Annotated in this window: 18 protein-coding genes and 1 riboswitch; of the genes, 13 read left to right on the top strand and 5 right to left on the bottom strand. The window is 58.7% G+C overall.

Features of this window, described 5'->3' with window-relative positions; translation table 11 throughout:
• Positions 1-125 precede the first annotated feature (125 nt).
• Genes ACOYW2_RS10525 through ACOYW2_RS10515 form a run of 3 tightly spaced genes read right to left on the bottom strand, consistent with a single transcriptional unit; the run spans position 126 to position 1,891 of the window.
• Positions 126-497 (bottom strand): DUF2149 domain-containing protein, encoded by a 372-nt coding sequence (locus ACOYW2_RS10525; RefSeq protein ID WP_482416370.1) that lies wholly within the window; start codon positions 495-497, stop codon positions 126-128.
• Positions 494-1,138 carry a MotA/TolQ/ExbB proton channel family protein gene (locus ACOYW2_RS10520; RefSeq protein WP_482422872.1) on the bottom strand — a complete coding sequence of 215 codons (645 nt, stop codon included), beginning with the start codon at positions 1,136-1,138 and terminating at the stop codon, positions 494-496. Before ACOYW2_RS10520 ends, ACOYW2_RS10525 begins: the two co-directional genes overlap by 4 nt.
• Before the next feature lie 21 nt (positions 1,139-1,159).
• A complete protein-coding gene (locus ACOYW2_RS10515) occupies positions 1,160-1,891 on the bottom strand; it encodes a DUF2162 family putative transporter (protein ID WP_482770363.1) in 732 nt (243 codons plus the stop codon).
• 206 nt (positions 1,892-2,097) lie between these two features.
• Positions 2,098-2,306, bottom strand: a riboswitch (cobalamin riboswitch).
• Positions 2,307-2,441: 135 nt separating this feature from the next.
• On the opposite strand from ACOYW2_RS10515, the gene ACOYW2_RS10510 reads away from it, so the two are divergent.
• Genes ACOYW2_RS10510 through ACOYW2_RS10500 form a run of 3 tightly spaced genes read left to right on the top strand, consistent with a single transcriptional unit; the run spans position 2,442 to position 5,202 of the window.
• Positions 2,442-3,356: an ABC transporter substrate-binding protein gene (locus tag ACOYW2_RS10510; protein WP_482416373.1), complete on the top strand. Its 915-nt coding sequence runs from the start codon at positions 2,442-2,444 to the stop codon at positions 3,354-3,356.
• Complete coding sequence (locus tag ACOYW2_RS10505) at positions 3,353-4,372, top strand: FecCD family ABC transporter permease (protein WP_482770362.1); 1,020 nt, start codon at positions 3,353-3,355, stop codon at positions 4,370-4,372. Before ACOYW2_RS10510 ends, ACOYW2_RS10505 begins: the two co-directional genes overlap by 4 nt.
• Positions 4,369-5,202, top strand: coding sequence for an ABC transporter ATP-binding protein (locus ACOYW2_RS10500; RefSeq protein ID WP_482770361.1), 834 nt, complete (start codon positions 4,369-4,371; stop codon positions 5,200-5,202). The genes ACOYW2_RS10505 and ACOYW2_RS10500 overlap by 4 nt, the downstream gene beginning before the upstream one ends.
• A gap of 6 nt (positions 5,203-5,208) precedes the next feature.
• On the opposite strand, the gene ACOYW2_RS10495 is transcribed toward ACOYW2_RS10500, so the two are convergent.
• Positions 5,209-5,856 (bottom strand): PAS domain-containing protein, encoded by a 648-nt coding sequence (locus ACOYW2_RS10495; RefSeq protein ID WP_482770360.1) that lies wholly within the window; start codon positions 5,854-5,856, stop codon positions 5,209-5,211.
• Positions 5,857-6,170: 314 nt separating this feature from the next.
• Here ACOYW2_RS10495 and ACOYW2_RS10490 point away from each other — a divergent pair, with 314 nt between their 5' ends.
• A complete protein-coding gene (locus ACOYW2_RS10490; RefSeq protein WP_482770359.1) occupies positions 6,171-6,767 on the top strand; it encodes a hypothetical protein in 597 nt (198 codons plus the stop codon).
• 134 nt (positions 6,768-6,901) lie between these two features.
• Here ACOYW2_RS10490 and ACOYW2_RS10485 read toward each other — a convergent pair whose 3' ends face one another.
• Complete coding sequence (locus tag ACOYW2_RS10485; RefSeq protein ID WP_482770358.1) at positions 6,902-8,626, bottom strand: methyl-accepting chemotaxis protein; 1,725 nt, start codon at positions 8,624-8,626, stop codon at positions 6,902-6,904.
• Positions 8,627-9,829: 1,203 nt separating this feature from the next.
• Here ACOYW2_RS10485 and ACOYW2_RS10480 point away from each other — a divergent pair.
• The 9 genes from ACOYW2_RS10480 to ACOYW2_RS10440 all read left to right on the top strand — a co-directional run bounded on the left by ACOYW2_RS10480 (position 9,830) and on the right by ACOYW2_RS10440 (position 18,828).
• A complete protein-coding gene (locus ACOYW2_RS10480; RefSeq protein WP_482770357.1) occupies positions 9,830-11,110 on the top strand; it encodes a (Fe-S)-binding protein in 1,281 nt (426 codons plus the stop codon).
• Between the two features lie 11 nt (positions 11,111-11,121).
• Positions 11,122-14,157, top strand: a complete 3,036-nt coding sequence (locus ACOYW2_RS10475; RefSeq protein WP_482770356.1) for an FAD-dependent oxidoreductase — start codon at positions 11,122-11,124, stop codon at positions 14,155-14,157.
• A 209-nt stretch (positions 14,158-14,366) separates the two neighbouring features.
• Entirely contained in the window at positions 14,367-14,804 is a 438-nt protein-coding gene (locus tag ACOYW2_RS10470) for a hydrogenase iron-sulfur subunit (protein WP_482416381.1), read from the top strand.
• Entirely contained in the window at positions 14,801-15,748 is a 948-nt protein-coding gene (locus ACOYW2_RS10465; protein ID WP_482770355.1) for a 4Fe-4S ferredoxin, read from the top strand. Before ACOYW2_RS10470 ends, ACOYW2_RS10465 begins: the two co-directional genes overlap by 4 nt.
• A gap of 150 nt (positions 15,749-15,898) precedes the next feature.
• On the top strand, positions 15,899-16,723 hold the full coding sequence (locus tag ACOYW2_RS10460) for a hypothetical protein (RefSeq protein WP_482770354.1): 825 nt from the start codon (positions 15,899-15,901) through the stop codon (positions 16,721-16,723).
• Positions 16,663-16,932 (top strand): 4Fe-4S dicluster domain-containing protein, encoded by a 270-nt coding sequence (locus ACOYW2_RS10455; protein ID WP_482423706.1) that lies wholly within the window; start codon positions 16,663-16,665, stop codon positions 16,930-16,932. Before ACOYW2_RS10460 ends, ACOYW2_RS10455 begins: the two co-directional genes overlap by 61 nt.
• Before the next feature lie 12 nt (positions 16,933-16,944).
• The gene (locus ACOYW2_RS10450) at positions 16,945-17,790 is read left to right on the top strand and encodes an FAD/NAD(P)-binding protein (protein ID WP_482770353.1); all 846 of its coding nucleotides are present in this window, start codon (positions 16,945-16,947) and stop codon (positions 17,788-17,790) included.
• Positions 17,791-17,883: 93 nt separating this feature from the next.
• Positions 17,884-18,195 carry an IscA/HesB family protein gene (locus tag ACOYW2_RS10445; RefSeq protein WP_482416385.1) on the top strand — a complete coding sequence of 104 codons (312 nt, stop codon included), beginning with the start codon at positions 17,884-17,886 and terminating at the stop codon, positions 18,193-18,195.
• A gap of 141 nt (positions 18,196-18,336) precedes the next feature.
• Positions 18,337-18,828, top strand: a complete 492-nt coding sequence (locus tag ACOYW2_RS10440) for a hypothetical protein (RefSeq protein WP_482416386.1) — start codon at positions 18,337-18,339, stop codon at positions 18,826-18,828.
• Positions 18,829-18,971: the final 143 nt, after the last annotated feature.

Below are 18,971 nucleotides of genomic sequence, written 5' to 3'. Positions count from 1 at the left end.
CTGATTGCGTGGCGTAAACGATAATGACTCCGCTTGTCTCCAGCGGCCCTGCCGGGGCAACACGTTTGGAAAAATTGACAAACAGGCCTTGAATATGGGGGCACTCGATTCGAGAAATATCCGGGTTAGTCCGGTGCAGCCTCGTTTCCATCGGGAACGTACACCATGGAACCGTCTTCCAGACGATAGGCCACGCCCATGCGATGCCCCTCCCCTTCCCCCATGGTTTTGGAGACCTTCAGCGCTTCGATTTTTCGCTTGGATTTGGTAATGATCTCCATCTCCCCGTTTTTGTTTTTTTTGACGATGGTCATCTCGCTCTCTTCGTTGAAGAGGTCGTGGAGGCGATAGGTGGAAAACAGGGTCACGATGAGCCCCACAATAAAGACCAGGCCGATGTCAAACAGGTTGGCCACCCCGTCCATGGGGTCAGAGGCCATGGGCCTCCCCTGATTCCCGCCCCCCACGGCGTAGCGTCGTTTTTTCAGGTACCTCATGCCGCCTCCCCGGCGGGTGCCCCTGTTGTCCCGTTGCCCGATGAGTCTTGCGGGGTTCCGGCCAGGGCTTCGGTGGCCACCTCCATGTTCAGGAGGTCCTCATCGGCCCAGCGGGTCTTGATGACGAGGAACAGATAGGCCAGAAGTCCCACGGCAAGGCCCACCACCGTGGTGGTAAAGGCAATGACCAGCTCCGAAGAGAGCATGGAAAGGTCCCCCTGTCCCAGGGCGGCCAGCCCCGTTCCCATGGGAATCAGTGTGCCGATGAGGCCCAGGCCCGGGCCAACGCGAACCACCAGGCGGTACATGTCAAGAGAGGAAAAGAGCCGGCGCGTGGTGTCCTGAAGGAGTCCCTCCACCTCAAGGGTCGAGGCGCCGCCGTTTTTTTCCAGGAGGCCTTTGAGCCGGGCCACATAACGGCTGACCCGGGGCGTGGTATGCAGGTCATGGTCGGGCCTGAAGAAAACATCCGGGCCGTCGTTTTCCACCGCCATGCGATGCCTTCGTACCCATTCGGAAAAGAGGGCCCCGGCACACACCACGGCCCAGAAGGTGAGAAAGGCCAGAAGGATCAGGACCGGGTAGAGAAGGGATGATGAGACCACATAGATATAACTTTTGATGAGAGCTGCCGTTTGCACGTACGAATCCTTAAAAAAACGTCAATGGGTATGGACAAAACGATCCAGAAAGATGCCGCCCCCAAAGAGGCAACATGCAACAATGGCCGCAGCAATAGATGCCTTTTCCTCGCCGCGGGCCGAATCGGCTGCGCCGGATGCCATGGCAAGCACATCCGGCAACTCGGAGACATGGGGAACCACCAGAATCGTCAGGAGAAACCAGAGCGCCGCAAGGACCATCATCGTTCCCATGACGTGGTGAGGGGTACCGAACCGGGCCCCCAGGCATCGGGTGATCAGAAAACCACCCGATGCAACGAGGACGAAAATCCCCCAGGCCATGGCGGTCATGCCAAAGGCATTCTCCGGGAAAAGCCCGATAACAAAGGCGATGGTCAGCAGAATCACCCCCATGCACACCGGGCACGGCAGGGCAAAGAGCAGCCATCCCCGCACGGGCCCTGATCCCTCGGCAGGTTTTTTCAGCAAGGCGGAGCCCCACACGAGGAGAAGCGAGGCCATGGCCGCGTGAACGGCCATGGCCCACTTCACCAGGTGTTCTACGATAAGGAGCTTGTTTAACAGATTGACTCGGGTAAGGAGCAGGTAACACCCGGCGAACAGGAGGGTATAGGCAAGAGCCGCCACTGCGATGAAGGCAAGGCGGCGGCTCTTTCTTTGCGACCACCCGCAGGCCAGGCCGATGCCGCATTTGGCGGCGTACATTCCCATGGTAAAGACCAATCCGGCAATCAGGCTTTTCCATTCCATGGTACGTGTACTCCTTCCAAATCATACGGCAACGGAGTGGTCTCCGTCGGGTTGCGTAAAGCCGGGATGGAGGGTGCGGGCGTGAAAACAAAAAAATCCCCGCACCTGTAGGTTTAAGGTGCGGGGATCCGTATTTTCCCACAAAAAAAGCGTGACACACAATCTGTGCATGCATCGCGGCATATCTCAGCCTTTACCACGGGCATCGAGACATCTCCATCCAGGCAGGTCTTCTGACTCGCGGATCGTCCCGTCCGGCGCGCCTTCCCGAGTGTTTAACAACACCCAGTGGCATGGTGGCCGAAACAGTCCCCACTTACAGCGGCGGGTCCGTTCCCGAATTTCACGGGATTCCCTATTCTCTTCTCCCCTTGAGCCATGCAAAGGGAAAAGCACCTGAATTTCTCGTTTACTATTCCATAGAAATGTCCTATGTCAAGGATAATTTTCCCTGTGGGGAGAATCCGGCAATCAGGCTCGAACCCTTTGGATTCAAGCATATCCAAAGATATGCGCGGACCCGGTTTCGTGGGAGGTCATGGATAACATCATGAAAAATCGAGCCTTACGCACCCTTTTCCTTCTCGCTTTGGGCGTGGCCTGGTGCGGCCTCTTCGCTGCCCGTGTGCAGGCCAAAAGCGTCACCGACACCACAGGCTGCATCGTTGATCTGCCGGACGCCCCCAAAAGAGTGGTGTCCCTTGCCCCCAGCATCACCGAGATCGTTTTTTCCCTGGGCAAGGGAGATCTCCTTGCCGGGGTTACCCGATACAGCGACTACCCTGCGGCAGCACAGAAACTTCCCCGGGTCGGCAGCTATATCCGACCGGAGCTGGAGACCATTGTCTCCCTGAAGCCCGACCTCTGCCTGGCGGTGAAGGACGGCAACCCGGATAAAGTGATCCAGCGTATCAAGGCCTTCGGCATCCCCGTGTACACGGTCAACCCCGACGGTATCGACACGATTATCCGTTCTATCAATGAGATAGGCAACCTCCTTAATGCAACGAGTGAGGCCAGAACCATCACCGATGCCATGGGCGCCCAGCTGGAAGCCATTGACCGGACCATTGCCGGGGCATCCCATAAACCCCGCCTCTTTTTCCAGATCGGGATCTCCCCCATCGTCTCCGTGGGCAAAAACACCTTTTTAAACGAAATGATCCGCCGAGCAGGTGGAGAGAACGTCGTCACCAGCAAAACGCCCTACCCCCGGTTTTCCAAAGAACAGGTCCTGGCCCTGGCACCGGAGATGATCATCATCACCTCCATGGCGAGAAACGACGACTTCGACACCATGAGACAGGAGTGGGCAAGCTGGCCGTCCCTTCCCGCCGTTCAAACCAACAACATCCATGTCGTGAATTCGGACATCCTGGATCGCCCCACCCCGCGTGTGGTGGAGGGCCTTGCCATGCTGGCGGCCCTGATCCATCCCACCCTTTTTGAGGAGGCGGCCCGGTGAGCGACACATCCAGGGTACGGGGGCGCCTGCTGAAACGAATCCTCCTTATCACCGCCCTGCTCTCCATGGTTCTTGGGGCTGCGGTTCTCCTGGGCCTGGCCACTGGGCCTTCGGGTATCGATCTTACGCCTGTGGCACAGCTCATAACGGGTGATTCCCAGGCAGACAGCCTCCAGATTGCCATCATCGAGCGCATCCGGTTGCCCCGGGTGCTCATGGCCCTGTTTTGCGGGGCAGTGCTCTCCTTAGGGGGGCTGGTTTTCCAGGCCCTTCTGGGAAACCCCCTTGCCGAGCCCTATATCCTTGGCATCTCCGGCGGTGCGGCCACCGGTGCCATCATGGGGATACTTGCCGGATTTGCCCGTGTGCCGGGGGTCAGCCTCACCGCCTTTGCCGGCAGCATGGTCACCCTCTTCCTGGTGCTTGTCCTTTCACGGGGCGAAAGCCGGGTGGGCCGGGACGCCATGCTGTTATCCGGCGTCATGGTCAACGCATTCTGCTCGGCGGTGATTATGTTTCTCATCTCCATTTCCGAAGAGAACAAGCTCCACGACATCATGTTCTGGCTCATGGGGGATCTCTCCTCAGCAGACATGCCCCAGGTGGGCATGGTGGCCCTTCTGGTACTGCCCTGCTTTGTGGTGATCTTTCTTCTCTCCCACAAGATGAACCTCATGCTCATGGGGCGCGAGATGGCAAGGGCCATGGGGGTCTCCATCCGGCGGACCACCCTTATCCTTCTTATCGCCACCTCGTTCATGGTCAGCGCCATGGTCTGCCAGAGCGGCCTCATGGGGTTTGTGGGCCTGGTGGTGCCCCACATCCTCCGGCAGGTGTTTGGTTCGGACCACCGGGTGCTGGTGCCTGCCACCATCGTGGGCGGAGGCGCCTTCATGGTGATCTGCGACCTGCTGGCCCGTTGGATTCCCCGGGAGGGAGAGATTCCCGTGGGGGTGATCACTGCCATGATCGGGGCCCCTTTGTTCATCATGCTTCTTAAAAGGAGGGCCCGATGATGACACGCAACAATGCGGTCACGGCAGCCAGCCTTTCCACCCGTGAACTCTCCACGGGCTACGGCAGCCATGAGGTGCTGACGGACATCACCCTTTCCGTTCCCCGGGGCTCCTTTTTTATCATCGCAGGCCCCAACGGCACGGGCAAAACCACCCTGCTGAAATGCCTGGCCGGGCTTTCCCGCCCTCGAACAGGCGAAGTGTCCCTGGAAAATACCCCCCTGTCCCGGATGACGCGGCGGGAGCTGGCACGGCGCATCGCATTTTTACCTCAATCGGTGGAGAGTGCTTTTTCTTTGACGGTACGGGAGGTGGTGCTCATGGGGCGGGCGCCCCACCTGGGCATGCTGGGCTTTCACAAAGATGAAGACATGGCCCTTGCCGAAGAAGCCATGGCCTTTACCGATGTCCTGCATCTGGCAGACCGTTCGGTGGAGGCGCTGAGCGGTGGGGAAAAACAACGGGTCTTTATCTCCAGGGCTGTGTGCCAGCAGCCCGAGTTCATTCTCCTCGACGAACCCACCTCGGCCCTGGATCTGGCCCATCAGGTGCGTGTCATGGATTTGATGGAGAGGTTGAAGCTGGAGCGGGGAACCGGGGTGGTGATGGTCTCCCACGATTTGAACCTGGCGGCCATGTATGCCGATACCCTCTGCCTGATCCATAAGGGCACCGTGTCGTCCTTTGGGGCGCCGTCCCAGGTCCTGGAAAAAGAACGGCTGGAAGCCGTCTACGGGTGCCGCCTCTTTGTGGAAGAGAGCCCGGCGGCCTCAAGCTTGCGCATCACCCCCGTCCCCGCTCGATTGAGCAAGGGCGTGGCGAGCCATTGAGGGGGCTCACCCCTTGCCGGACGATTCTCCACCAAACTCCGGGTAAAGAAGGTTTCTGCACTCCGGGCAGATCCCATGGGAGAAGTTCGCCTCGGAATGATGTGAGATGTAGGCCTCCAAAGGATGCCAGACGCCCTGTTTGTCGCGGATTTTTTTGCAGGAGCTGCAAATGGGAAGGATCCCCTTGAGGGTCCGGATTTCAGCCAGGGCTTTTTCAAGGTCTGCCATGGCCCTGTCCCGCTCAAGCTCGGCCTTCTTTTTTTCCGTGATGTTGATGACGGTCCAGAGGATAAAAGCTGGCGGCCCTTCGTCGTTTAACAGTGGGGAAATGCGCCCCTGGAACCACTGAAGGTCCGATGGCCCGCCCCCGGGGTTGTCTTTCAACGTGTCGGGCACGAGGCTGTACTCCACCACCTGTATGGTTTCCGTATCAAGGGTGAGATGAATCATGGAAAGGTAGTGTTCGGCCAGTTCCACGGGGAGCACCTCGTGAAGCGTTTTGCCTTTGAGATACGCAGGGTCATCGTAAAGGCTCCGCTCGATGCCCCCGAACACCTCCAGATAACGCCCTTTCCGATCCATGATAAAAACCGGATCCGGAAAATGTGCCACAATGGAAACAAGGTCCTGTTTCCCCCACGTTAAATCCTGCATCCCTCGTAACCTCCCCCCAGTCAGCCGAGACAGCGCGTTAACCCATCGTTCCCATGGTGTGTTTCCCCTATGTCGAGCCTGCCTGAACAACACAAAGAGGTCAACCTGAAACATCTGGCAAGGCGCTCCGGACTTGCCTAAGGAACCATATTGTTATTGCCATTCATGACGAGTTTGTTTAATGTTTGCCCGAACGCGTGCCGTCATCTAATCAATGCCGCACGTCTTCAGGGTATCCTCCCTGAGGGATTGTTTTTGCCAGAGCCTTGGATGCCAAGTCATGTATGTAAACCCAGCCATCTCCGGAGGGATGCATGGAGATAGAACAGAAACGCTACCTGAACAGGACGCGCTTCACCTTTGAAAAGGAACGCCTGACCTACGCCATGGGTCAGGAATCAGGATCTCGGTCTTTCGGGGTGTATTACGCCGACATCCCCATGGAGACGACCATGGTGGAAGCACGAAATCCCTGGTTTCGAAACACAGCGGCCGTGCTCATGATCGTCTGGCTGTGCAGCCTCCTCACATGGTTTGCCATGCCGTCTCAACAGGCGGGCCCAGCCCTCTACCTTCCCCTTGCAGCATCCATCTGCCTGCTCATCTACCGGTTTGCCTTCACCCGGTATACGGTGCTGAAAACCGAATCCGGGGAGATTTACCTGATCAACGACAATCGCTATGACGAAATCTTTGACGAGCTCATGAAGCGACGCAAAAGCCAGCTTCTCTCCTGGTACGGAGAGATCGATTACGCCAACGACCCCGGCGAAGAGATTCGCAAATTCCACTGGCTCAAAGTTCAGGGCGTCATCGGCGATGAAGAGTTCGAATCCATCCGCACCCGCATCGAGGTGTTCCACGGTCCCATGCAGGAGACTGATTTTATGGAGGGGCCGAGTATAAATTAGGAACAACAGGAAAAAAAGGTTATAGAAAAACAAAGCGCCTCCACAGCACATGTGGAGGCGCTTTTTGTTTTCGGCAAATGCATACTTTTTATTTGCCTATGACCTATCGCCTCTTACCTGTTTTTCCCGTTTTGTCATACCTTAAACCTCGACACCATGGACGTCAAAGACTCCGAAAGCCGGGAGAGCTCTTCGGCGCTGGTGCTCACCATGGTGCTGCTGGATGCGATCTCGGCGCTTCCGGCGTTTACGGCGCTGATCTCCCGGGCGATGTTCTCCGAGACCATGGAGGTCTCGGCCACGTTGCCGTTGACCTCTTCGATGCCCTGGGCGGCCTGGGCCACGTTGCCGGAGATCTCCCGGGTGGTAACGGCCTGCTCTTCCACTGACGCGGCGATGGTGGAGACGATGTCGTTAACCTCGACGATGACGTCGGAGATGGAGCGGATCTCCGTTACGGTCTCCCGGGTGGATCCCTGGATGCCCTCCACCTGACGCTTGATCTCCTGGGTGGCCTCGGAGGTCTGGGCGGCAAGGGCTTTGATTTCGTTGGCCACAACAGCAAAGCCTTTGCCCGCTTCACCGGCCCGGGCCGCCTCGATGGTGGCGTTCAGGGCCAGGAGGTTGGTCTGCTCCGAGATGTCGGTGATGGCCTCGGTGACCTTGCTGATCTCATCAGCCGACACGCCCAGGAGGTCCACTTTTTCCGTGGCTGTCTTTGCCTTTGACACGGCGCCCTGGGTAATCCCGCTTGCCTTTTCGGAATTTGAGGCGATCTCCTGGACCGTGACGCTCATCTCCTCGGAGGCGGCGGCCACCATGCCCACGTTGGTGGAGGCCTGCTCGCTGGCTGCGGCCACAGAGGTCATGGTGACGTTCATCTCTTCGGCGGCGGCCGCCACGCTGTCTGAACGGGAGGAGGCTTCGTCGGCACCCTGGGAGAGCTGGGTGGCCACGGCAGAGAGTTCCGTGGAGGCGCTGTTAAGGCCCATGGCATTTTCCGCCACGTCCCGGACAATGGTCTGCAGATTTTCGATAAACACGTTGATCCAGCGGGCGAGCTCCCCGGTTTCATCTTCATTGGTGATGGCAAGTCGCGTGGTCAGGTCCCCTTCCCCTTCGGCGATGTCCTTGAGGCCGTTGATGGCCTGCCGCAGGGAACGGGTAATGGCAACGGCCATCATCAGGGTCACGGGCATGATAATAAGAAGAAAGAACCCGCCTGCGATCCCCGCCACCAGAGTCACGCCCCGGGAGACGTCTCCCGCGATCACTTTCTGGATAACAGCCTTTTCTTCTTCGATGTTGTCGATGTAGACGCCCGACCCGACCCAGTAGGATGTTCCGGGAATCTTCTCGGCGTAGCCGATCTTGGGCTGCACCCCTTTTCCGGGTTTCTGGAAGCTGTAGGAGACGAATCCGCCCCCGGCGCTGGCGGCTTTTTCAAGCTCAATGAGGTAGTAGACGCCGTTGGCGTCCTTGGAATTTTTTCTGTTTTCTCCGGTCAGGGACAGGTTGGCTGCATTGCACACCACTTTAAACCCGTCATAGACAAAAAAATAGCCGGACCGGTCTTCTTCAAACCGAATGGGAACGATGATCTCTCGAACAACGTCCTCCACCGACTCGGATTCCGGCGCTTTTTGAAGGGCATTGCCCAAAGCCAGGGCCATGGCGTGGGTGGCCACCTTGAGCTTTTCCTTCTGCCCCTTCAGCATCACCTCTCCGGCTTCATGGATCCCGGCGTCCCTTGCTATGGAACCGATCTTGAATGATCCGACCAGCATGCCGCTGAAGAGAAGAAAGACCATACCGATGATGATATAGATCCTTGCCTTGATTGAGACCTTCTTGAACATTACAACTCCTTATCATCTTTGATGTGACATCCGTGTCACGGCAGCATGGGATGCTGCCGACCAAATCTGAGGGATCCCCTCAACGGATCCGAGGCGAGACCGCAGTCACTCCCGCACGTGGTGAACATCTCGGTATATTTCTTTTGTATGTTCTTACTTTCCTAAAATTCTCCTCGCTATTTCCCCCCGTTTAGAAGAATCATTTCCCGGAATGGACACCAATACCGGCCCATGCCCAATGGTTTGTGAGACTGTTCTTCTTTCTATTTTGTAAATGATAGTGATTAAAATACGTATCGCCAAAAGGAACTCACAATTTAGTAAAATTTACCAAATTAATTTCCCTCGACACCTATCACGCCTTAAACACAGAACATACAGGCCATGGTTCAACAATGCATGACAGGTTCCCTGAACAGCATCATCCGAACCGTGAGCACACCGTCAGTGGCGAGGCTTTGCCGCGCTGAACCCAAGGTAAAAACAGGTCGACGCCCTTGGGGCATTTCTCTGGCAGTTGCCTCCCGAACCGCAGCTCTCTCAAGGACGATATGAATCCCATTCAGTTTTTCCGGTGCAAATTATCCTAAGGTACGTGTGCCCCTGTGCTTCCAAAGAAGACAGGTAAATTTCAGGGGTGAGTGCGCGTTTATTCCGCCACGTTCCGGAGATGAATAACTGGCGGACACAGGCTCTCCCGCCCCATGACGTCACTGTTTTTGCCCGCAACGGAACAATTTATTTCCTCGATATTTTCTGATAGCAATATTCAATATTCCTATTTGACATATTTAATACGTCTATATATCACTAAACCGAATCCCATGGACCGACCCGTTGCCCGTATACATAAGGGGCTCCAGGGACTTTCGTTCCCCCATACCTCACTGCACTGGAGACAAGATGCGATTTCCATCCGGGTACAACTGACAGAGCAACAAAATCCGCCCGTGCTCGGCGGATTTCCGTTGCCGGTAAGCACGCCCCTCGTGCGTGCGTCAGGTGATACCCGGAAATGTGCCCGCCTTTTTATCCAGACGGCCCATTTCCTCTTCACCTCCCCTGCCTGGTCTTAACGGACCGGGCTCCTGACAATTGTGGACACCATTTCCGTCGACCACGGGAATCTTACATCCCGCCCACCCGAGGTGCATGCATCGGGTGGCGGAGCGAGACGTTGTTTGAAGAGGAGACGACCACACAATGATTGAACCACTGGAAGTAACCGGAACCCCATCGCGAATCCGAGACAAGGCCCTGGCCATGATCCCGGACGGGAACTTGAGCGCCTGCCTCACCTGCGGCACCTGCGCAAGCGGCTGCCCGGCAACAGGACAGATGGGCATGGACCCGCGCAGGTTTTTGCGCATGGCGGTCCTTGGCATGGATGAACAGCTGGATCGCCACCCCTGGGTATGGGTCTGCACCATGTGCAAACGGTGTTACGACGCCTGCCCCATGAGCATCAACATCCCCCAGCTCATCTACGACCTGCGGGCGGAGTGGCCACGGGAGGAACGACCCAAAGGGATCCTCGGCTCCTGCGACCACCACATCAACTCCGAGGGCGGCGCCATGGGCGTCCCCCTGGAGGATTTCAAGTTCACCATCGAGGACCTGGCCGAGGAGTGCCGCGAGCAGCCCGGGTTTGAAGAGCTCCGGGCCGACCTGGACCGGGAGGGCGCCTATTTTGCCCTCAACCAGAACTCCCGGGAGCCCGTCACCGAGCCCGATGAGCTCCTTCCCCTGTGGAAGATCCTCCACACCGTGGGGGCGGACTGGACCTACTACTCCAAAATGTGGGGCGGCGAGAACTACTGCATGTTCCTGGCCGATGACGAATCCTGGGAAAAAATCATCCGCGCACAGGTGGAGCACATCGAAAAGCTCGGCTGCAAGGTGTTCATCAACACCGAGTGCGGCCACTCCTTCTATGCGGTCTGGCAGGGCCTGCGCCGGTTCAACATTCCCCACAACTTTGAGTTCCGAAGCATCATCGAGTACTACGCCAAATGGATCCGCGAAGGAAAACTCCCGGTCAACTCCGACTGGAACACAGGCGGCATCAAATTCACCGTCCAGGACCCCTGCAACGTGGTCCGCAAATCCCTGGGGGACAAACTGGCCGACGACCTGCGCTTTGTGGTGAAAAAAGTGGTGGGCGAGGAGAACTTCATCGACATGGTGCCCAACCGCTCCATGAACTTTTGCTGCGGCGGCGGAGGGGGCTCCCTCCAGGCCGGTTTCACGGACGAGCGCCAGGCGTACGGCAAAGTGAAGTTCGATCAGATCCAGACCACCGGGGCCGACTACGTCATCACCCCCTGCCACAACTGCCACGCCCAGGTGGAGGACATCGGCCACCACTTTGAGGGAACGTACCACACCGTGCACCTCTGGACCCTCATCTGCCTCTCTCTGGGGATCCTGGGAGAAAACGAGCGCCCGCTGCTCGGGCCGGACCTGGCCGACTACGGGCTGTAAGGAGACTGGAAATGACTGCAAAACAAACCATCGGATCGGTACTCATTGCCGGGGGCGGCATCGGCGGCATCCAGGCCGCCCTGGACCTGGCCAACTCGGGGTACAAAGTCTACATGGTGGAAAAGGCACCTTCCATCGGCGGGGTCATGGCCCAGCTGGACAAAACCTTCCCCACCAACGACTGCTCCATGTGCATCATGTCCCCCAAGCTCGTGGAGGTGGGGCGCCACATGAACATCGAGCTCCTCACCCTTGCCGAGATCAAAGGGGTCTCAGGGGAAAAGGGTGATTTTACGGTGGAGGTCTTCCAGAAGGCCCGCTACGTGGACATGGACAAGTGCATCGCCTGCGGCGCCTGCACCGAGAAGTGCCCCAAAAAAGTGGAAGACGTCTACAACCAGGGCCTGGTGAAACGCAAAGCCATCTACGCCCTCTACCCCCAGGCCGTGCCCCTGAAGTACTGCATCGACGCCGACAACTGCATCAAACTCACCAAGGGCAAGTGCGGCATCTGCGAAAAAACCTGCCCTGCCGGGGCCATCAACTATGAGGACACGGACAAGACCCTCTCCCTCAACGTGGGCTCCATCATCCTGGCACCGGGATTCAAGGCCTACGACCCCAGCGGAAAAGCCATCTACAATTACGACAAGAGCCCGGATGTGGTGACCTCCCTGGAATTCGAGCGCCTCCTCTCCGCCTCGGGCCCCAACCAGGGCCACGTGGTGCGCATGAGCGACCACGCCGAGCCCCGGAAGATCGCCTGGCTCCAGTGCATCGGCTCCCGGGACATCAACACCTGCGACAACGGCCACTGCTCCAGCGTCTGCTGCATGTACGCCATCAAGCAGGCCATCATCGCCAAGGAGCACGACCCGAGCCTGGACTGCACCATCTTCTACATGGACATGCGGACCCACGGCAAAGGCTTTGAGAGCTGCTACAACGAGGCGAAAGAGAAGCACGGGATCCGTTTTGTACGATGCCGCGTTCACTCGGTCTTCAGCCAGGTTGGAGACGAGGTGGGCCAGGTCATCGACTACGTGGACGAGGCCACGGGCAAGGTGACCCGGGAAATCTACGACCTGGTGGTCCTCTCCGTGGGGATGGAGATCTCAGACGAGGTGAAAGAGCTCGCCCACACCATGGGCGTGGAGCTCACCCCCGGAGGCTTTTGCAAAACCGACTCCTTCAACCCCGTGGCCACCACCCGGGACGGGGTCTTTGTCTGCGGCGCCCTCCAGGGACCCAAGGACATTCCCCAGTCGGTCATCGAGGCGGGCTCTGCCGCCCTGTCCGCAGGGGCTGCCCTCACCTCGGCCCGGGGCACCCTCACCAAGGCCGTGGCAACTCCTGAAGAGACCGACATCTCGGGCGAGCGCCCGCGGGTCGGAGTCTTTGTCTGCCACTGCGGCATCAACATCGGCAGCGTTGTGGATGTGCCCGCCGTGCGGGATTTTGCCAAAGACCTCCCCTTTGTGGAGTATGTGGGAGACAACCTCTACTCCTGCTCCCAGGACACCCAGGACGCCATGACCAAGGTGATCAAGGAGCAGAAGCTCAACCGCATCGTGGTGGCGGCCTGCTCTCCCAGGACCCACGACCCGCTCTTTCAGGAGACCCTCATCAACGCAGGGCTCAACAAGTACCTCTTTGAGATGGTCAACATCCGGAACCACAACTCCTGGGTCCACAAGGACCACCCGGCCGAAGCCACGGAAAAAGCCATGGAGATGGTGCGCATGGCCGTGGCCAAGGTGGCTCTTTTCACGCCTCTCACCGAAGCCGAACTCTCCATCGACCAGAACGCCCTGGTGGTGGGCGGTGGGCTCTCGGGTATGGCCGCAGCAAGAGCCCTCTCCGGCCAGGGGTACCACGTCTCCATCGTGGAAAAAGAAGATCGTTTAGGCGGCCAGGCCAACAGCCTGTTCACCACCTCCAAGGGCGAGTCCATTCAACAGGGCCTGAAAGCCATGAGCGCCGAGGTGGAAGCCGACCCCAACATCGATCTGTTCCTGGGGGCCGAACTCTCCGAAGTGGAAGGCTTTGTGGGCAACTTCTCATCCACCATTTCCCAAAAGGACAAGAACACACAGGCCGAGCACGGGGTCACCGTCATTGCCACCGGCGCTTCCGAGCACACACCGGACGAGTACCTCTACGGCAAGGATCCGCGTGTCCTGACCGGCCTGGAGCTGGACGAAAAATTCATCGCAAACGATCCCATGCTGGAGAAGGCAAGCTGCGCCGTTTTCATCCAGTGCGTGGGTTCCCGGGAGCCGGGGCGTCCCTACTGCTCCCGCATCTGCTGCACCCACACCATGTCCTCGGCCCTGCACCTCAAAGAGAAGAACCCCGAGATGAAGGTGTTTGTGCTCTACCGGGACATCCGAACCTACGGCGAGCGCGAAGCCCTCTACAAAGAGGCCCGGGAAAAAGGCGTGATCTTTGTCCGCTACAACGTGGATGACAAACCCGTGGTGGATAACAGCGGGGACTGCCTGACGGTCACCGTCACCGACCACGTGCTCAATCGGCCCCTGGCCATCAAGGCAGACCTGCTCACCCTGGCTGCGGCCGTGGTTCCCCACCGGGACGAAAAGTTGGCCCAGTTCTTCAAGGTGCCCATCAACGACGAGGGCTTCTTTGCCGAGGCCCACGTGAAGCTGGCGCCCTCGGACTTTGCTGTGGACGGTGTCTTCCTCTGCGGCCTGGCCCATTATCCCAAGCCGGTGGACGAATCCATCGCCCAGGCCCAGGCCGCCGCCTCCAGCGCCACGCGCCTGCTCTCGGGCAAGACCATCAACACCAGCGGAAACGTGGCCGAGGTCAACCCCTCCCTTTGCAGTGGGTGCGGGGTCTGTGTGGCGGTCTGTCCCTACAACGCCCCGAGCCTCCAGGCATCGGGCCGGGACGAAGGCAAGGCCATCATCAACCCCGTGATCTGCAAAGGGTGCGGCGCCTGTGTCGCCTCCTGCCGCTCCGGCGCCCTGCAACTCAAAGGGTTTGAAGAGGCCCAGCTCATGGCCATGATCGACAACATTTAGGCCCGTAACCATGTAACCACTCAGCTGGCCTCCGGCGGGTCGCTTTTTTGAAAAAAAGCTCCGCAAAAAACTTTCCATAATAGAAAAGTCGAAATTATTTCGGCGAAGCCTGGAAAGACTTGCTCAAGACCTGTTTGTCAAACTTTTCAAAAGCTTGGCCCCCGGCAGGGCCGCCGGAGGCAAGGCGTTTAAGATACAGGAGAACACCAATGAGTTCGTTTGAACCGAAAATTGTCACGTTTCTCTGCAACTGGTGCAGTTACGGCGCCGCCGACCTGGCGGGTGTGAGCCGTTTTCAATATCCCCCCAACATGCGGGTGATCCGCGTGCCCTGCTCGGGCCGCATCTCGCCCAAAATGGTCCTGGCGGCCCTTCGCAAAGGAGCCGACGGGGTGTGGATCTCCGGGTGCCACCCCGGGGACTGCCACTACATCGAAGGAAACTATTATGCCCGGCGCAAGTTCACCCTCCTCAAGGAGATGCTGGAGTTCAACGGCATCGAACCGGGGCGTCTCCACTTCTCGTGGATCTCGTCCGCCGAAGGGGTGAAGTTTGCCGAGGTGGCCAACAAGGTCATTGACGAGGTGAAAGCCCTCGGGCCCGCCACCGTGTTGATCAAAGAGAGCCCCGAGGAGACTGCCGCATGAATGCCATCGTAGAAACAATCCGGACCACGGCAAAGGAGCTCCTCGCCAAAGGAGAGGTGGAAGCGGTCATCGGCTTTAAAAAAGGGAGCCTGCCCCTCTCCACCGAGCCCTTCATGGCCACAACCCCCGACGACGCAGAAAAGCTCACCTGGGACGCCAACTGCCGCCTCAACCTGGCCGCTTATCTCAACAAAGAGATGGGCAAGGTGGCGGTGGTTGCCAAGGGGTGCGATTCCCGGAACATCGTGGGGCACATCGTTGAGAACCGCGTGAAGCGTGAGGATGTGGTGGTCATCGGCGTCCCCTGCACCGGCATGATTGATCCCCAAAAGGCCATGGATGCCGCAGGGGGCGAGATCCTGGCCATGCAGGAAGACGGAGAGGTTCTGGTCCTTACGTCCGCCACGGATGAGAAGCGCATTCCCAGGGCAGAGCTGCTGCGCCAGAACTGCACCCTCTGCGCTCACCCCAACCCGGTGATCTCCGATACCATGGCAGGCGATGCCGTTCCCGAGCCCCAGGGCATCGACCGCTACGCCGATATCCGGGAGATCGAGGCCAAGCCCAGTGCGGAAAAATGGGCTTTTTTCGAGGAGGCCCTCTCCGCGTGCACCCGGTGTTACGCCTGCAAAAACGCGTGCCCCTTGTGTTACTGCCCCACCTGTTTCACGGAAGAATCCCGTCCTCAGTGGGTGGGCAAGGGCACCGACCCTGTGGATGTGCGCACCTACCATATGCTCCGGGCCATCCACTGCGCCGGTCGCTGCACCGACTGCGGGGCCTGCGAATCGGCCTGCCCCATGGGCGTGCCCGTGCGGCTCCTGACGCGCAAGATGGAAAAGGCCGTGGAAGAGAACTGGGGATTTGAAGCGGGCCTCACCATCGAGACCCGCCCGGCACAGGACACCTTCCGCCTCGACGACCCGGAAGCGTTTATTCTGTAACCAGGGCATGCCCAGGTTGCAGCCTGCCTTTTCCGGTTTCCCGGGCAGAGCAGGGTCTGGCGCTATGGCCGGAACCAGGAAACTCACTGACCGATGCGGTTTACTGGAACTCATCGAATCCTGGGTGACAGCACATAAAGGATCATACCGATGACCATATTACGTATCGATAAATCATGTTGGACCGAGGGGCTGGACCGTGCGCGGCAAGCCTACGCCCTTGTGGGACCCGCTCCGGATGGAGAGGTCCCGGGCTTTCGGGAGCTGAAAGAGAGCGAGTACCCCATCATGGACGGCAGTCAGACCCGTCTGTCTCCTAAAGGCGTCGTGTTTCCGCCTTCCCAGGTGATGATGACCTGCTCGTTCAAGGAAGGGGACCCGAAAAAAGATATCTACGAGGCCGTAAAGATTGACACCCGCCCCCGTGCGGTGGTGGGAATCCGCCCCAACGACGCCAAAGCGCTCCAACTTGTCCGCCTTAACTTTGACACCGAGGAGTACAAGGATCCCTATGTGGTGGAAGCCTATGAGGCCTGCACCTGGATCGGCCTGGCCGTGCAGGCGCCGTCTGCCACGGATTTTTCCACAAGCTGCGGCACCGGGCCCTTTGACGAGTCCTGCCTGGACGTGATGCTGGTGGACAATGGTGAGCACTACCTTGCCAGGGTGCTCACGGACAAGGGCGCGGCCTGGGCCGAGGCAGCAGGGTTTGAGACCCCGGCCGAAGAAGGCGCCGATGCCCGCATTGCCGACCTGAAAGCATCGGCGGAGAAAGCCATCTCCTCTTCCATGGCCTGGAACCGCATTTTCAGGTTCTGGACCTCTACGAGGCCGATCACTGGAACAAGACCACCTTTGCCTGCCTCAACTGCGGCACCTGCACCTATGCCTGCCCCACCTGCTGGTGTTTCGACATCCAGGACGAGGTCCACGGGGAGACGGGCTACCGCATCCGAAACTGGGACTCCTGCATGACCTCTCTGTTCACCCGGCACGGCTCCGGCCACAACCCCCGGGAGACCCCCATGCAGCGGACCCGGCAGCGGTTCATGCACAAGTTGAAGTATTTTCCGGACAAATACGGTCAGGGCATCATGTGCGTGGGATGCGGACGGTGCATCGAGCAGTGCCCCGCCGGCATCGACATCCGAGACGTGTGCAACACCATGAACAGCCAGGCATAGGGGGAGCCCATCATGCAGAATCCGTACGTACCCTACCCGGTCCGCATCGACGCCGTCGATACGGCCACCGAAGACAATAGCTTAAAGACCTTTACCTTCAGCTTCCTGAACCCCGGCGATGAGGAAAAATTCGCCTACCAGGCCGGGCAGTTTGCCGAGCTTTCCATCCCCGGCCAGGGGGAGATCCCCATCGGCATTGCCTCTTCCCCTACGGAAAAAGGCTTCGTCATGTTCACCGTGTTCAAGACAGGCAAGGTGACCGCCTGCCTCCACGACATGAAGGAGGGGGACATCATGGGCATCCGAGGGCCCCTGGGCAACTGGTACCCCTGGGAGACCCTCACCGGTAAGAACATTCTCATCGTGGGCGGTGGGTTTGCCTTCACCACTCTGCGTTCTTCCATCAAGATGATGCTGGAACCGGAAAACAGGTCCAAATTCGGAACCATCGACGTGGTCTACGGCGCCCGGACCCCGGGGATGCTTCTCTACAAAGAGGAGCTCATGGCCTGGGAAAAACGGGACGACATCAACATGCACATCACCGTGGACGCCACCGACGACCCGCACTGGGGCTACCACACGGGCTTTGTGCCGGCCCTCACCGAAAAAGTTGCTCCGGCCGCCTCCGAGGACACCTACGCCATCGTCTGCGGGCCGCCTGTGATGATCAAGTTCACCCTGCCGGTCCTTGAAAAACTCGGCTACAGCCACGACCGCATCATCATGAGCCTTGAAAACCGCATGAAATGCGGCATCGGCATGTGCGGCCGCTGCAACATCGGCAAGGAGCTGGTCTGCAAGGACGGTCCGGTCTTCAGCCTTGCAGAGATCAACATGACGCCCGGCGAATTTTAGCCTCATACAATCAAGATGTTATGCGCATCTATTGATGCGCTTGTTTAACCAATGGGGCATCCCCCCCATGGACACAAAGGAGTACACAAACACATGTTTACCGTCACCGAAGCGGCTCAAAACGAGATCGCCCGTTACTTTGAAAACCGAACCCCTGCCCCCATCCGCGTCTTCCTCAACTCCGGCTGCGGCGGTGCCCAACTGGCCATGGCCGTTGATATGCAGAAAGACGGGGACACCCTTTATACCATCGGGGGCATGGAGTATGTCATCGAAACCGATCTCCTCAACCAGGCCCAGCCCCTGGTGGTGGATTTCAAGGATGTCGGCTTCAAGCTCAGCTCGAGCCTGAAACTCTCAAGCGGCTGCTCATCCTGCGGTAGCCACGGTTCCTGCTGTTCCTGATCCACACTGATAACGTGCCGGATGTATTCGCCCAGCGGATGACCGGCACCTGAAAGATTTGTCCTGTCCGACCCGGCGGGCGCATGGCTGAGGGCTTACAGCCTTGCGCCTGCCGGGGACGACATTTTTTCCGGAGGCACCATGATTCGCTGCATCCATCTCACCCATCGCTTTGAAAAACAGCTCAGCGCCATGCGGCGTTCCTCAAAGATGGCGGTTGCCGCAGGTCGCAAGGCAGACACCATCATCCACCGCCTTACCGCCAACGGCCAGGGCCCCCTGCACGAAGCCGGTAAGCTCAGCAACCACGGTGAACGCCGGATCCGCCATGCCGTGAAGTTCGATATCGGCAAGGGCTACCGCATGCTGGGGGTCAAAAAAGACGACGAGCTGTTCCTGCTCTTCATCGGGCCCCACGACAGCTGCGCGGCCTGGATCGAAAACAACAGGGGTGTGGAAAACCCCGGGGACCTGGCGCGCATCAGGACCCTTGCAGTGGACCAGCCCGTCCCCGAACCGGCAGCAGCCTTCGATGGCTCCCGCGAACCCGATTACGACGACCTCCTCCTTGCCCGGGTCACCGAGCAGGACCTCTGTGTTATTTTCAAGGGGTTGAGGGGGCAGAACGGTTGAATGGCGTGAGTAGTGAGTAGTGAGTAGTGAGTAGTGAGTAGTGAGTAGGTTAACGGCGAAAGGGGTGGTGTCAATCGCAAAGGCACGTCGAAACCTCCTGACCCTTGCACCGGTGCGATGGTGCGACGGATGCCGTAATTTTA

This window comes from Desulfoluna sp. CLI2B, assembly GCF_056847375.1.
The sequence above is the reverse complement of the archived record's forward strand: the minus strand, read 5'-3'. Positions and strand labels throughout refer to the sequence as shown.

Bases quoted from the DNA above. Each gene is read 5' to 3' on its own strand.
- ACOYW2_RS10480 (WP_482770357.1), top strand. From the start codon at position 9,830: ATGATTGAACCACTGGAAGTAACCGGAACCCCATCGCGAATCCGAGAC.
- ACOYW2_RS10515 (WP_482770363.1), bottom strand. From the start codon at position 1,891: ATGGAATGGAAAAGCCTGATTGCCGGATTGGTCTTTACCATGGGAATG.
- ACOYW2_RS10450 (WP_482770353.1), top strand. From the start codon at position 16,945: ATGCAGAATCCGTACGTACCCTACCCGGTCCGCATCGACGCCGTCGAT.
- ACOYW2_RS10485 (WP_482770358.1), bottom strand. From the start codon at position 8,626: ATGTTCAAGAAGGTCTCAATCAAGGCAAGGATCTATATCATCATCGGT.
- ACOYW2_RS10510 (WP_482416373.1), top strand. From the start codon at position 2,442: ATGAAAAATCGAGCCTTACGCACCCTTTTCCTTCTCGCTTTGGGCGTG.
- ACOYW2_RS10500 (WP_482770361.1), top strand. From the start codon at position 4,369: ATGATGACACGCAACAATGCGGTCACGGCAGCCAGCCTTTCCACCCGT.
- ACOYW2_RS10490 (WP_482770359.1), top strand. From the start codon at position 6,171: ATGGAGATAGAACAGAAACGCTACCTGAACAGGACGCGCTTCACCTTT.
- ACOYW2_RS10465 (WP_482770355.1), top strand. From the start codon at position 14,801: ATGAATGCCATCGTAGAAACAATCCGGACCACGGCAAAGGAGCTCCTC.
- ACOYW2_RS10470 (WP_482416381.1), top strand. From the start codon at position 14,367: ATGAGTTCGTTTGAACCGAAAATTGTCACGTTTCTCTGCAACTGGTGC.
- ACOYW2_RS10475 (WP_482770356.1), top strand. From the start codon at position 11,122: ATGACTGCAAAACAAACCATCGGATCGGTACTCATTGCCGGGGGCGGC.
- ACOYW2_RS10440 (WP_482416386.1), top strand. From the start codon at position 18,337: ATGATTCGCTGCATCCATCTCACCCATCGCTTTGAAAAACAGCTCAGC.
- ACOYW2_RS10525 (WP_482416370.1), bottom strand. From the start codon at position 497: ATGAGGTACCTGAAAAAACGACGCTACGCCGTGGGGGGCGGGAATCAG.
- ACOYW2_RS10445 (WP_482416385.1), top strand. From the start codon at position 17,884: ATGTTTACCGTCACCGAAGCGGCTCAAAACGAGATCGCCCGTTACTTT.
- ACOYW2_RS10460 (WP_482770354.1), top strand. From the start codon at position 15,899: ATGACCATATTACGTATCGATAAATCATGTTGGACCGAGGGGCTGGAC.
- ACOYW2_RS10495 (WP_482770360.1), bottom strand. From the start codon at position 5,856: ATGCAGGATTTAACGTGGGGGAAACAGGACCTTGTTTCCATTGTGGCA.